Raw genomic sequence first — 14,995 nt, 5'->3', positions numbered from 1 at the left:
TTCAACACCCAAGCAGAAGGCGCCATTGGTCCGTGCGATCCGAATGGCCTCCGCCAATTTTGCCGAAGCGCGCCTCTGCGCGATTTACGATAGTGGCTCCCCTCCCCCGATGCGCATGGATGGCGGGAAGGCGCGTTGCTCAAGCATCGCGCAATGCTTGAAGAATCCGATAAAAACGACGGAATCAGCGCGCCCATTCATCTTGCGCCGCGCCGCATGCGCTCGTGCTCGGAGATTCTCATCAAACGACGATTCGGCTCTGTAGTGCGCCTACATGCGGGAGCTATCGAGCATGTTCGGTGTTCCCATTCTGGCCAACCGCGAGGTCGAGCAGCGACGACGGTACCCCGTCTTGAGGGGCCACGTTGCCGCTGAACTCGGCAACAGACGGCAGGACTTCAAGGGCCATAAGATTGCTTCTTCTTGGACGACCGCTGCGGGCTCTTGTGCGCACAGCCAGATCTCCGCCTTCTGCTGAGCTGTGCGGTCACTTCACCTGGAGACAAATGCCCCGCGAACGGACATGCTTTGCCGCTAGCGAAAATGCAGCGCCTCCATCACAGAATTTGCGGCAATCGGGTTCTAGATCTTCGATGTGCCAGACTTCCATCCTGTGAATGCCTACGATCAAAACTATCGATTTTACCAATCTCACGCAGTGTTGCATCAATCTCATCAGTCGGGGCATCCGATCACGCCAAGTTTCCAGCTCGAGACGTGCCCGCGCTACGCCCAGCCGACCAAAGATACGCATTATGCTGCAACGTCATGTTAGAGCTTGCAACCGCGGTCCGAGCACCTGGACCGAGAGCCAACGGCGAGAGACGGTTTATCCGCGGACACTTGATTGGCCGCAGATCGGGCATCTGGTGCATATCTTGCTTAGCGAAAAAAGATAACGTAACTGAACGCCTGCCTTTGGGATGACGCGCCGCCTCTCGGATCGTCTTCAATCGGACACGGCTAAAACGACGAGCCTCGCATGATGCTGTCGCCTCTCAACGACGCGGCGGCTTGCATTCGAGTATATTCGGGAAGGAAGCGTCATGACCACCATGGCAACCGCGGCGCCCGCGCGCGCGTCGCAAACTTGGTATAAGATCCTCTACGTCCAGGTGTTGATCGCCATCGTGGTTGGCGCCTTGGTCGGTTGGCTGTGGCCATCTGTCGCGACCAACGATTGGGTCAAGGCGCTCGGTGACGGATTCATCAAGCTCATCAAGATGGTGATCGCGCCGATCATCTTCTGCACCGTCGCATCCGGCATCGCACACATTCAGGATGCAAAGAAAGTCGGGCGCGTCGGCGTCAAGGCATTGGTCTATTTCGAGATCGTCTCCAGCTTTGCGCTGCTGTTGGGCCTTATTATGGGTAATCTGGTCCAAATCGGTCATGGCCTTGCAGTCAAGCCGGACGCTGCAGCGGTCGCCAATTACGTCAAGCAAGCGGAAGCCTCCAAGAGCGTCGATTTCGTTCTCAACATCATTCCCGATACAATAGTTGGCGCGTTTGCTCGCGGCGATGTTTTGCAGGTGCTCCTGTTCGCGATCCTGTTCGGCTTTTCTCTGATGGCGCTAGGAGAACGCGGGGAGCGGCTGCGCGGCATGATTGACGACGTCGCGCACGCGGTGTTCGGCGTAATCGCCATCATCATGAAAGCGGCCCCGATCGGAGCCTTCGGCGCCATGGCCTTCACGATTGGCAAGTTCGGGCCGGCAGCGCTCGGCAATCTGATCGGTCTGATCGCGCTATTTTACGTGACGGCTGCGCTTTTTGTGGTGGTGGTGCTCGGCATTATCGCACGCATCGTCGGCTTTTCGATTTTCAAGTTCATTGCCTATATCAAGGACGAGCTTTTGATCGTGCTCGGCACTTCGTCCTCGGAAAGCGCGCTGCCGCAATTGATGGGGAAGCTTGAGCGGCTGGGCTGCTCCAAGCCCGTGGTCGGCCTGGTGGTCCCAACTGGGTACTCCTTCAACCTCGATGGCACCAACATCTATATGACGCTTGCCACATTGTTCATTGCCCAAGCACTCGGAGTCGATCTCACCTTTGGCCAACAGCTCACGATCTTGCTCGTGGCAATGCTGACCTCCAAGGGGGCAAGCGGCGTCACCGGCGCGGGCTTCATCACGCTCGCCGCAACATTGTCGGTCGTCAACCCAGCGCTGGTACCGGGTATGGCAATCGTGTTCTCGATCGACAAGTTCATGAGCGAGGTACGCGCCCTTACCAACATCACTGGCAATGGCATTGCAGCCGTGTTCGTATCCTGGTGGGAAGGCGAGCTAGAGCACGCGACGTTGCACGCTCGGCTCGACCGGCCCACCACTGTCGACACAAGGAGGTAGGCCCCGGATCTTGGTCGCCGTCATTGCAAGACGTGCTGATTCCGCTCGATGTCGCCCACCATTCCGGAATGATCTCGCCCACCATTCCGATTTGATCTCGCCCGCCATTCCGAGATGATCTCGCCCACCATTCCGGGATGATGTCGCCCGGGGTGACGAGGCCTCTTCTGGCTCCGCTACGGTCCCGCCTTTCGGCTTTGCGAAGGGGGACCTGGATGCCGACGGAGAGGTTTGCGATGCGCCATGTGCGCGATGTGATCAGATTGAGATCGGCCGGGATGGCGACCCGTGAGATCGCGCGGCGGGTGGGGACAGCCGCTTCGACGGTGCGGTTGACGATCCGCCGGTTCGAGGCGACGGGGCTGAGCTGGCCGTTGCCCGATGACGTCACCGACGCGGTGCTGGAAGCCTGGCTGTTCGCCAGCGCCGGTGCCGGTCCCGGCACCCGGCGGGGCCATCGCCGGCAGGCGGAGCCGGACTGGGCGGCGGTGCATCGCGAGCTCAAGCGCAAGCACGTGACGCTGTCGATCCTGTGGGAGGAGTACATCGCAAGCGAACCCGGCGGGTATCGCTATTCGCGGTTCTGCGAACTCTACCGGGCCTGGGAAGGCGGCCTGTCGGTGACGATGCGCCAGTCGCATGCGGCCGGCGACAAGCTGTTCGTCGACTATGCGGGCGACGGCGTGCCGGTGGTGATCGACCGGCTGACCGGCGAGCGGCGCGCCGCCCAGATCTTCGTCGCGGTGCTCGGCGCATCGAGCTTCACCTACGCGCAGGCGACCTGGACCCAGGGGCTCGCCGACTGGATCGACGGCCACGTCGGCGCCTTCGAGGCGATCGGCGGCGTGCCGGCGCTGCTGGTGCCGGACAACACCAAGGTCGCGGTGATCAAGGCTTGCCTCTACGACCCGCAGATCAACCGCAGCTATGCCGACATGGCGGCGCATTACGGCACCGCCATTCTGCCGGCGAGGCCGCGACGGCCACGGGACAAGGCGAAGGTCGAACAGGCGGTGCTCATGGTCGAGCGCTGGCTGCTCGGGCGGCTGCGCCACCGCATCTTCTACAGCCTCGCCGAGGTCAATGCGGCGATCGCCGATTTGCTGACCCGGCTCAACGAGGAGCGGCCGATCCGGCGGCTCGGCGTCACCCGCCGCAAGCTGCTGGAGGAGATCGACCGGCCGGCGCTGAAGGCCTTGCCGGAGAGCCCTTACGTGTTCGCCGAGTGGCGGATCTGCCGGGTCAGCATCGACTATCACGTCGAGGTCGAGGCGCATTACTACAGCGTCCCGCATCGCTTCGTCCGCGCCGAGGTCGAGGTGCGCTTCACCGCCCGCACCGTCGAGATTTTCCACAAGGGTGATCGGATCGCCGCGCATCAGCGCATGAGCGGCAACCACAAGCACACCACCGTGCCGGAGCACATGGCGTCCAGTCATCGGCGCTACGCCGGCTGGACCATCGAGCGCATCCGCAAGGACGCCGCCACGATCGGGCCGGCCACCGCCGCGCTGTGCGACCTGATCCTCGATGAGCGGGCGCACCCCGAGCAGGGCTTCCGCGCTTGCCTCGGCATCATCCGGCTCGCCCGATCCTACGGGCAACAGCGGCTCGATGCCGCCGCCATGCGGGCGATCGACATCGGCGCGCGCACCTACGGCTCGGTCAAATCGATCCTCGCCAACAATCTCGATCGGCGTCCTTCACCCAAGCGCCCCGCGGACGACGCGCCGGTCCTTCATCCCAACATCCGCGGGCCGCGCTACTACAACTAGGAGATCACGCCTTGCTCACGCATCCGACCCTCGATCAACTCCACGCACTCGGCCTTCACGGCATGGCCAAGGCCTTTGCCGACATCGAAGCCGGCGGCGAGGCCGCCAGCCTCGGCCATGCCGAATGGCTCGCGCTGCTGCTCGAACGCGAAGCCTCGCTGCGACGCGACAAGCGGCTCTCGAAGCGGCTGCAATACGCCAAGCTGCGCCAGCAGGCCTGCGTCGAGGACATCGACTATCGCACCCCGCGCGGCCTCGACCGCAGCCTGCTGACGATGCTGGTCGAAGGCCAATGGATCGACGACCACGCCAACCTGCTGATCTGCGGGCCCTCCGGCGTTGGCAAGAGCTGGCTCGCCTCGGCGCTCGGCAACAAGGCCTGCCGCGATAATCGCTCGGTGCTCTATCAGCGTGTCCCGCGGCTGTTCAGCGATCTCGCTTTGGCGCGCGGCGACGGCCGCCATCCCCGCATCCTGCGTGCGCTCGGCCGCGTCGATCTCCTCATCCTCGACGACTGGGGCCTCGAGCCGCTCGACGCCGCAGCCCGCTACGACCTCCTGGAGATCCTCGAGGACCGCTACGGCCACCGCTCCACCATCGTCACCAGCCAGCTCCCCGTCGATCAATGGCACGCGCTGATCGGCGATCCCACCTACGCCGATGCCGTCCTCGACCGCCTGGTCCACAACGCCCACCGGATCGATCTCAACGGCGAGAGCCTGCGGCGAACCCGCAAACCCGACCGAAAGACCTGAGCCAGTGGCGCTGTGGACATGCCGCTGCGCTTGGACAACGCAAAGAGCGTTGCCCACATGCCCCACAGCAGACCAACAGCAGACGAAGAAAGGCTTCAAGCCGCGATTCAAGGTTGACCCCGCGGCTTCACCGATGCCAGAAACCAGACAGCCAGAACGCCTCGCGCCCCGGGCGACATCAAATCGGAATGGTGGGCGAGATCATCTCGGAATCCTGGGCGAGATCAAATCGGTACACCCGGGCGAGATCATCGGAATCAGCACAAGACGCGTCGAATCCAAGCGCAACCGCATTCACGATTCTTCGTAGTTCAAGTCGGCAGCGTGCTTGAACTGCGAATCGGAGCTTTTCTCCCACGGGATCTCCAGAACGCAGCTCTTGCTCCGCGTCACGCCCCCGGCAGTCGCCTGTGAGGCGCTACCGCACGCGAGAAGGAGCTGCAATTTTGGAAAGTCATTTTCAAGCGCGGTCTTTCGAGGTTAGGCTTCTGGCCAGCCGAGCGCCTGTGCAACATTGCCGAGCCAGACAGTAAGACTGCGAAAGAACGTATCCAGCGTGACGGACCAAGGCGTTGGCTTGCCCACAAATGGCCACGTCCGTGGTCACCGCACTCGCCTCGCCCGGCCGGCTAGGCGGTAGCCTCTTTCGCGTTCGGCTCAGTCTAACGGTGCGTATCCAGATCGCGATAAGTGTGATCTGCGTGGACTAGATTAGCACCTTGACTGAGACGAGGCGGCTCGAAGAAGCTAGTGTCGGCTCGGCGTCATATACGCGCTCTCGATTCCGGCTAACGGCTCATCGGCACGAAACCTGGGCTGAGATGGCCGCGAGGCATAGACAGCCGTTGCATAACTTCGCCTTGCTATCTTGGCACATTACATTGCGTTCCCTTCCGCATGATCGATCGCGAGATGCGTGGTCCCGCGGCTTGCATCTATCCTTTCCGGATTCGGCGAGCGGGTTGCTTTTCGGCCGCGACGTCCTCGCTGAACTGCAGCCCTTGTCCTCGTCGTGGCGTGCCAACAGGTTCCGGCGGCGATCCTAGGGCCGCAACCTCGAATGCCTGCCCCGAGGTCACCGGCCGCGGAGGAAACCAGACAACGCAGCCTCGATTGTACACAGGTTAGCGCGCGCTATTGAAAGGTTTAGGACAACTATACGTACGTTTGTAATGCGTATTTCTTCGGCGCGTGCTGAGTTCAACAGAAGGCAATCGATCTTGGATCCGCTCACGAACGTCTGTCGGCAGCGAAACGATTGCCCCATTTTTGCCTAGAATGTTATAGCTCTCCCGCCGGAGAAAAGGCCGGACGGTATAAAAATGCGTAGCCAGATCAGCAGTTTGAAAGTTTCAGCGCCTCAGTTTACCTTCGGCAGCATAACGTTGGCCGTGGTAACGCTGGGTTGCTTGTACCTTCACGCGCAGTTCGCTGCGACGGCGTTCGCCTATTTGTTAGTCGTATTGCTGTTTTCGTTGATGGGCAGCTTCATCGCGTCATCCGCGCTTTGCGTCGTGGCCATCGCGGCTCTCGCTTACTACTTTGCGCCGCCGGCGTTCAGTCTGCGGATCGATGATCCACAAGATCTTCCGGTGGTCGTTGCGTTTTTCATTGTCTCGATCGTCGGAACGCACTTGATCGGAAAAGTCCGCCAGGAAAGCCAAGCCGCGCGTGAGGCCGCAGCCAAGCTCCGGATCAGCGCAGCCGATTTGGAGGACCGCGAGAAACGCTGGCAAGCAATCTTTGAACACAATCCGGCCATGTACGTCATGGTCGACGAAGCCGGTACCGTCCTCAATACCAATACGTTCGGCGCGGCACAGCTCGGCTATGCGCGTTCCGAACTGATCGGCCACTCCATCCTGGGAGTCTTTCTGGAGGAGGATCGCGAGTTAGCTCGCGAATGCATTCGCGCCTGCCTTGAAGATATCGGTCAATCGCGAACCTGGGAGGCCCGGAAAGTCAGGAACGACGGCTCGGTACTGTGGGTACGTGAAAATGCCAAAGCCATGATCTGGGCTGATGACCGGCCCATTGTTCTGATATCCTGCGAAGATATCACCGAACGGAAGCGGACCGAGTTTGCCCTGCAGCGGAGCGAAGCACATTTGGCCCAGGCCCAGGAGCTGAGCCATACAGGCAGCTTCGGCTGGAATGTCGTCACCGGCGAGGTCTTCTGGTCAAAGGAGACGTTTCGAATATTTGAGTTGGACCCGCAGACCGTTCCGTCGCCGCACCTCGTCGTCGAGCGCACGCATCCAGATGATAGGGCTTCGGTTCAAGAGGTCATTGATCGGGCGATGCGAGATCCGAAGGATTTCGAACATGAATACCGGCTGCTGCTGCCGGACGGCTCGGTGAAGCACATCCATGCGCGGGCACGAGCCACGAGAACCGCCAGCGGTGATATTGAGTTTGTCGGAGCAGCGACGGATGTTACCGCGGAGCGGCAAGCAGAGCAGAAGCTGCGGCGCAGTGAGGCCTATCTCGCCGAAGCCCAGCATCTCAGTCACACGGGCAGTTGGTCCTGGGACGTTCACGGGCTCGATTTTGTGTATCGCTCCGCCGAGGTCGATCGTCTGTTTGAGTTTGATCCGCAAGAGACTGTATCAATAGAGACCATTCGCTCGCGCATCCATCCAGACGATCTCCCCGGGCTCCAGGAGGTGCAGCGCCAGGCTATCGAGCTCAAGCAAGACCGCTTCGAGTATGATTTTCGAATTCTTCTAAAAGACGGCGGGATAAGGCGCATACACTCTGTTGCGCATGTCGTGGTCGGCAACGATGGCTGCGTGAGCGAACTGATCGGAACGCATATGGATGTGACCGAGCAATACGCCGCTAGAGAGCGCCTGGAAAACACACTGGCTGCGCTGCGCGAAAGCGAGCAGCGCTTTCGCGATTACGCCGAGACGGCTTCCGATTGGCTCTGGGAGACCGGGCCGGATCACCAGGTTACGCGCTTGTCCGAGCACACCAGCGCTGCGGGAATCTTAGCGACAGGATTGATGGGCCTGCTCCGCTGGGACATTGCGTGCGATGTGGAAGAGGAACCTGAGAAGTGGCGGCAGCACCGGGCCACACTGGAGGCGCATCTGCCGTTCCGGGATCTGGTCTACCGTACCGTCAACCGGACCGGATCTCCGATCTACGTTCGGACGAGCGGCAAGCCCTTTTTTGATGCGAACGGCAAGTTCCTTGGCTACCGCGGCGTCAGCACCGACATCACCGCTATTATTCGCGCAAATCAAGCCGAACAACAGTTGCGGAAGGCACAGGCGGAACTTGCGCATGTGACACGTGTGACGACGTTAGGAGAGCTGACAACCTCCATTGCCCATGAAATCAACCAACCACTCGCCGCTATTATCAGCAACGCTGACGCGTGCCTCGGTTGGATGGGCCGCGAAACTCCTGATCTTTCCGCGGCGCGCTCTTCGGTTGAGTGGATCATCGAAGACGCAATACGGGCAAGCGAAGTGATCCGTCGCGTGCGCGCTCTTGCGAAGAAGGGCGAGATCGAGATGGTGCCGCTCGATATCAATGAGGTCGTTGGGGACGTCATTGCGCTGGTGACACGAGAGCTGGTGAGCCACCAGGTGGCGTTAAGAACCGAGTTGACGGCAGCGCTGCCTACGATTCTCGGTGACCGGATTCAGCTGCAGCAAGTGATGATCAATCTGGTGATGAACGGGATCGAAGCCATGGACGCAGTCACGGACCAAAAGCGTGAGTTGCTGATTCAGTCATCTATGGACGATATGGGGCATGTGCAGGTGGCCGTGACAGATTGGGGCGTCGGGATCGCCGAGAATGATGCGGACCGCGTGCTAGATCCTTTCTTCACCACTAAGTCCAGCGGACTTGGAATGGGTCTTTCGATCTGCCGGTCAATCGTAGAAGCTCACGGAGGACGGCTGTCAGTGGTGCGCAAGCAGGAGCCGGGCGTGACATTCCAGTTTGCCCTGCCGTTGCATGAGGAGGTCGGCTCGTGACGCGACGCTTTGACTCGCCAAGCAGCAATCCCGAGACCTCGACAAAGGCGATCGTCTTCGTCGTCGAGGACGACATCTCCATGCGTCGGTCGCTCACTAACCTTTTTCAATCGGTAGGTTTGGACGTCGTTGCATTTGGGTCGGCCCGCGAAATGCTGCAGAGCGCACTTCCGGACGTTGTTAGCTGTCTGGTTCTTGATGTCCGGCTCCCAGGCTTGAGCGGCCTGGAGTTCCAAACTGAGCTGGCGAAGTCGAACATCCATATTCCGATCATTTTCATTACCGGCCATGGCGACATTCCCATGAGCGTCAGGGCGATGAAAGGAGGCGCGGTCGATTTTCTTACCAAACCGTTTCGCGATCAGGAATTGCTTGACGCGGTGATCGCCGCGACCGAGCGCGACCGCAAAAGGCGGGAGACCCAGCAAACCGTCGCGAAGCTTCAGTCCCTATTTGAGACCCTAAGCCCGCGCGAACAGGCGGTGATGAAGCTGGTCGCTGCCGGCCTGATGAACAAGCAGGTCGCCGCTGAGCTTGGGCTCGCCGAGATTACGGTCAAGATCTATCGGGGACACGTAATGAGAAAGATGCGTGCCCGCTCGCTGGCCGATCTGATCAGAATGGCTGAGACCCTGGGGATCGGCGCCAATCGTCCTGAACAAACCTAAGTATGATTTTACAATTTCGTCACTCGAGCCCACTTTTCGCCCAGGGTGGCTAATGCCTCGGCAGCCGTTAGTCCCGCGCCAGGAGGGATCGTCTTGTCCACGCCTTTGATTTCTGTCGTTGACGACGACGCATCTGTTCGTGCGGCGACGGAGAACCTATTGAAATCGCGCGGCTACATCGTTCAAACGTTTGCGTCGGCCGAGGATTTTTTGAGGTCCCAGCGGTTGAATGAGACCTCCTGCGTAATTACGGACATGCAGATGCCGGTTATGAGCGGCCTGGATCTGCTGGCGGAAATGCGGACCCGCGGCTACGGGGTGCCGTTCATTTTCATTACTGCCTTCCCGAACGACCGCGTGCGCGCCTCAGCTCTGAGCGCAGGAGCGATTGGCTTCTTGGCCAAGCCCTTCGCCGGACATGCACTGATCGAGCACCTCGATGCCGCACTGAAGGAAAGCCGCAACGGAGGACGCACTTGAAACGATCAGCCGGCGGCGAGTCATTTCAGCCCTGAATGTTGAGATCCGGTCGCGAGCTCGGTACGATCTTATATGAAGCGGACTCTCCGAAATCTGGCGGCACCAGCGGTAGTCGATGTCGTATTGACTTCTTGGCCCGTGAGCTGCCCACCAGGCATCAGGCCGCTCAGAACGACGTTGTCACCAACGGCCGCAGTACTTGGCACTTCTAGGCTCCGCTCGTCTCCGCTTTTTGACACTTCGGATGACCTTGCGCAGAAGCTATTCGACAAAGCTCAAGCGCTTCTTCGCCCAGATTCGTAGCAGCTAAATGCGATTGCGACATATCGCTTGGCGCAACAAAAGAGCTTCGTTCAACCCAGAAGCTCTCTGTGGGGCCATCGTGAGAAGTCATGCGTGTTTTGGGTGATATGGGTTGGCGCGCAAAGGCCCTGCGCGAGTTCCTTCGGCCACGACGCCAGTCACCACATTTTTGCCCTGCTTGTCTATTGGAGCTTGGCATCGCTCCGCGCCTTCTTCAGGCCACCCCTTGTGACGACCTCTTCGACCCTCCCCAACTGCTGCGCATGTTAGATGGTGTACAAGACCTCCACAGCCAAGCCGCCCAGATACTCATGCGAAACGCCCGGCCGCCTAACGGCGGCCGGGCGGAACTGGTCTGATCTGACGCAACGAATCAGCGGATGCGAGCTATTCCATCTATTGGATTGCGCATCGGATCGGCTGCCCAGTAGGCACTGAGCCCGGTGGCGCGGCTGCACTCCAGGCGGTATCTCGCTCGAAACCAGCAGGCTCTCTACGGGCTGCGGCGGCAATAGACCGCTTAGCTACGCAAGATTTTGCGAAGAGCGGCGCTAAATAGTTTAGATGCCGACCTTATGTAAGATCCTCTCGTCACATGAAATCGTCCTCGTAGTCGTACCTTGAGGAGCTTTCTACGTTCTCGCTATCGCTACCGTCACTGTCGTCAGCTTTTGAAAGGTACCGCCCAGTGGTGCCTTTCCGCTGCCATTCACCATCACTGTTCCTTATCCAATTGGCCGACTTTTCTGGGTCGAGAACCATGTTGTCTTCATCAACCTCGACGAAGCCCATCTTTGCCGCGCGGGCTCTTGCTTCTGGATTAACCGGACGCAAATTGAGCAATGGCCTTTCGCCGTCCATTCGGAGCTGGTGCTCAAGCAAGATATCGCCGGCGTTCTCGACAAGCGGATGAACGACTTGAAGGTCCACAGTTGATGTAGTCCCAGTTCGCCCAGGAAATAGCTGCTGCCATCTCTTGACGTCGAACTCCGTCATGCTGTCGCCGCCCTCCATTCTTAGAAGTCCGACACTCTTGTTCCCCAACTGGTAGCTGAAGTATCGCGCGTCGTCGGAATCTCGGGTTGTTCCATATTGTTTGGCAACTTCTGCAGTTCGCCTTGCTCTAGCGGACACGAAGTCGGAGTACTCTTGCGGGTTATCGGCGATGTACTCGATCTCGTCGCCATGATAGGCCTTCGCGGCTTCCCGGAATGATCCGCGATCTTTGAATTCTATCACAGGAGGAGTTGAAACCAGCGAATACGGCCTTGTTGCCGAAGATGAGCTGCCGCTTGAGCCAGATTCGCCCAACCGCATGTTGGTGAACGCATCCGCAAAGCTGTTTGCATCCGCTTGCTCGTCAGCTTCGGCAGAGGGCGGTGATTGGTAGTAGTACGAGCCGTTGATGCGATTATACATGGCGATTGGTGCTCCCGTCGGGCAAGATTTCTGCACTTGGTCAAGGCCTGTTAGGCCGTGTGGAGCTGATAGGCAGCCTGGCTTACGAAAACCTGACGTGGATTCCGCTAATCGTACTTCACTCTGGCTTGTCACCGTGCTTGCTTCCAAACGAGCACGGCACACGCTCAAGCCATTGGCATTCAGTAGGCTTGATGAGGCCGCGAGCAAGTCCCAGAATGCCTCTTCACAATTGGATCGTTCGATGTTGGCCTGCCGACTCCAAGCGGATCGTTGGCTTTCCAAACTCCCACCGCACCGCCTCATATCCTGTTCTTCGTTTCGATGGTTCAGTGCAGCTCGTAAGCGGGCCGTCTTAAATAGATTGACGATGTCCAGGCTTTGGCCGGCGATATCGCCTATCTAACTGCGGCTCGTGGAAGCGCGCCCTTTGTCAGCGTCAGCGCTCATTTATCCAAATCCGCATTTCGCCTTCGCCGCGGTTAGCCCAGCTGAACCACGGAATGAATGTCAACCGCTGCGGTTCTAGCTGTCCAGGCATCTTGTCGTAGTAGTAAAGTGCCGCTTCTTCGGATTGCGTGTGTTGCAGTCGCACTCCGTCAGCCTGCAGCAAAATCTTGCCCTTGAAGAGACCAGTTCCGTCGACAAGCGAAAACCGGCTGTCTGCATGAAGCCAAACGTTGTGTAGCTCGGTCCCGTTGTCGACTTCTTCAAGGCAATAAACTAACGGGCCACGCTCTATGGCCACCTTGCCAGCCAAATTACGAACTTGCGGATGGCCGTAGACGCGACGCACTTGCATCGGCAGCAATAGTTTGACGCGATCTCCCTGCCTCCATGTCCGGTTAATGTGCAAATAGCCATTTCGCGGCTCGCAATTGATACGCTCCCCGTTCAGGCTCGCCTCCGGCGCGCTGCACCATTGTGGTAGGCGCAGAGCGGGCGTGTGGGAGATTGGCAGTGCAGATTCGACGGCGATCTCCACCTCGTCTTTCCAGGGATAGTTGCCGCTCATGAGCAGTCGCAGCTTAGCCCCGCCGACCGATATTTCCACCCTATTGCCGACGTAGAGATTTACATAGAGCGCATCGGCGCGGAGCGTATAGATATAATGACCAATCGATGCGAAAAGCCGTGCGATGTTCGGTGGACAGCACGCGCAGCCAAACCAGGGCCTTCGCACCGGCGAGACATGATTATAAATGCCATTGGACCTCAGTGTTTTGGGATGCATTTCGAGCGGGTTAACATAGAAATAATGACGACCGTCGAACGCGATACTGCCGAGAACGGTATTGTAGAGCGCGCGCTCCATCACGTCGGCATATTGACCATCCAGCTCCATCTCCAGCATACGACGCGCGAACATCATTAGGCCAATAGACGCGCAACTTTCCGCGTACGCCGTATCGTTCGGCAGATCGTAATCGCAGCTAAACGCTTCGCCCGCGCTTTGCGAGCCGATGGCTCCGGTGATATAGATCTGGCGCCGCACCATGTTTTGCCACAGCCGTAGGCAAGTCTGACGTTGCTGATCGTTCTGACGCAGACGCGCAAGATGCGCTACGCCGGTCATGAGGTATACAAAGCGAACCGCATGGCCGGTGGCAGTCCGCTGCTTGGAAAGTGGCAAATGCGCTTGGCTATATGCTTTGTTTTTTAACATCCAGGGCGGGCCGCCTGATTCGGTGGCGCAGGATTGCCGGCGCTTCTCGTACTCAATGTCGTAAAAATGTGGCTCCGAGCCGCGTTGCTCCACGAAAAAATTGGCTAGCGTGAGATATCGCTGCTCATGCGTCACTTCGTAGAGGCGCGCCAACGCAAGTTCAATTTCCGGGTGGCCATCGTAGCCATGTAGCTGATCGCGTTCCGGGCCGAAAACTGTGTCGACGTGGTCAGCAAGTCTGCAACCAACCTCGAGCAATCGCCATTTGCCAGTCGCCTGAAAGAAAGCGACACCCGCTTCAATCAAATGGCCGGCGCAGTAAAGCTCGTGGCACTCTGCTAGGTTGCTCCAGCGCTCCCGAGGCGCGTTCAGTATGAAATAGGTGTTAAGATAGCCATCGCCACATTGGGCGGTTGCAATCAATTCAATCAGCTCGTCGGCAGCCTTCTCCAGCTCTGGATTGGGTGCCTGGCATAGTGTCCAAGCAACCGCCTCTAGCCATTTTGCGACGTCACTGTCCTGAAAAACCGTTCCATGGAACTCGCCTCTCGCATCTCCTGCGGCGATGCGGAAGTTCTCCACCGCATGGCTCGGTATTGCCTCGGGATTGCGATCGTTCAGCACCTCCCATTGGTAGGGAATTGCTACTTCCCTTACCAACTGCTGACATTTCCCAATCAGCGGATCCAAGACGTGTAGGTCGTGAAGATCGATTTCGGCAACATTCCGCGCACTCATTTCGTTCCTCCCTGGTGGGTCGGAAGGACGCCTAGCAAGGCAAGCCGACTCACCATGATTGCGTTGCTGGGGTTGCGGCCCAGAGGTTTGCGGCTGCACAGTCCTATTCCCGAAGCGAGCGTTGCAGTGACAGAAATGGAGAGGGTTCTCCTGCGGCGTCGCACGACCACACATGTGCTGGCAGCAGCTCGTTCGAGGAGCGGGCCAGCAATTCCCATGCCGAGAATGAGGACTGTTCTTCTGGTCGATCCGATCTGCGGCTCTGCGATAAGCATCCGTTGCGATCGCTGGTCCACCAACCGGATTTGCCAGTCGAGCTAAATCCCGCGTCGCCGCGGCGCTGGGTCGATCCTGGTACACGAACCGATCGGCTGTCCCCGGGGCAGATAATGGCCCACGGTACTCGCCGGCCGCAGATACAGCCGGAACGCCGCTCCTTTCGTCGCGACCAGGCGCCCGCACCTGATTCGAGGCCTTCAATACGCTGCGCGGCAATGTCCGGTTTCGGACAATCCATTGATGACGCGTGGCAGGTGGGAGGGCCGCACAATGGCGCGTGGGACCCAAGTCGAATCGAATGGGCAGCTGCTACGCAGGCTTCAACGGAAAAACTAGACCGTTAATCCTAGGCAATCCCGACGGGTCGAAGCGCTTGCTCAACTTGGCCGACATGGCGCGCATGCTGGCATTTGGAAAAAAGTAAGTTGCCGCGCCTACGCGCTGCCAATGAGCTAGCCGCGGCGGAGCAGCCCGAAGCTCTCTACGCTGGTCTGCTCGTCGGCTTCGGCAAGGTGCGAGGAGGAGAAGCATCCGTCCTGAATCGGCTTCGGTCTGATTTCGCCCTG

At 59.1% G+C, this 14,995-nt stretch carries 8 protein-coding genes; 6 read left to right on the top strand and 2 right to left on the bottom strand.

All coding sequences use genetic code 11. From position 1 onward, the window contains the following. Positions 1-1,046: 1,046 nt before the first annotated feature. The 6 genes from ACVMIH_RS35820 (at position 1,047) to ACVMIH_RS35795 (ending at position 10,024) form a co-directional block, all read left to right on the top strand. A complete protein-coding gene (locus ACVMIH_RS35820) occupies positions 1,047-2,351 on the top strand; it encodes a dicarboxylate/amino acid:cation symporter (RefSeq protein WP_253640872.1) in 1,305 nt (434 codons plus the stop codon). A gap of 236 nt (positions 2,352-2,587) precedes the next feature. Then, complete coding sequence (gene istA / locus ACVMIH_RS35815) at positions 2,588-4,126, top strand: IS21 family transposase (protein ID WP_456866612.1); 1,539 nt, start codon at positions 2,588-2,590, stop codon at positions 4,124-4,126. A gap of 11 nt (positions 4,127-4,137) precedes the next feature. Next, positions 4,138-4,881 (top strand): IS21-like element helper ATPase IstB, encoded by a 744-nt coding sequence (istB, locus tag ACVMIH_RS35810; RefSeq protein WP_456864986.1) that lies wholly within the window; start codon positions 4,138-4,140, stop codon positions 4,879-4,881. Positions 4,882-6,203: 1,322 nt separating this feature from the next. Continuing rightward, positions 6,204-8,876 (top strand): PAS domain S-box protein, encoded by a 2,673-nt coding sequence (locus ACVMIH_RS35805; RefSeq protein WP_456864984.1) that lies wholly within the window; start codon positions 6,204-6,206, stop codon positions 8,874-8,876. Then, entirely contained in the window at positions 8,873-9,544 is a 672-nt protein-coding gene (locus ACVMIH_RS35800) for a response regulator transcription factor (protein WP_456828122.1), read from the top strand. Before ACVMIH_RS35805 ends, ACVMIH_RS35800 begins: the two co-directional genes overlap by 4 nt. A 93-nt stretch (positions 9,545-9,637) precedes the next feature. Then, positions 9,638-10,024, top strand: a complete 387-nt coding sequence (locus ACVMIH_RS35795; RefSeq protein WP_253624801.1) for a response regulator transcription factor — start codon at positions 9,638-9,640, stop codon at positions 10,022-10,024. 894 nt (positions 10,025-10,918) lie between these two features. Here the strand turns inward: ACVMIH_RS35795 and ACVMIH_RS35790 are convergent. After that, entirely contained in the window at positions 10,919-11,746 is an 828-nt protein-coding gene (locus tag ACVMIH_RS35790) for an Effector protein NopP (RefSeq protein ID WP_456828121.1), read from the bottom strand. A 439-nt stretch (positions 11,747-12,185) separates the two neighbouring features. After that, complete coding sequence (locus ACVMIH_RS35785; RefSeq protein ID WP_456864982.1) at positions 12,186-14,150, bottom strand: glycoside hydrolase family 127 protein; 1,965 nt, start codon at positions 14,148-14,150, stop codon at positions 12,186-12,188. Positions 14,151-14,995: the final 845 nt, after the last annotated feature.

It is taken from the genome of Bradyrhizobium sp. USDA 4503 (assembly GCF_054055815.1).
The sequence above is the reverse complement of the archived record's forward strand: the minus strand, read 5'-3'. Positions and strand labels throughout refer to the sequence as shown.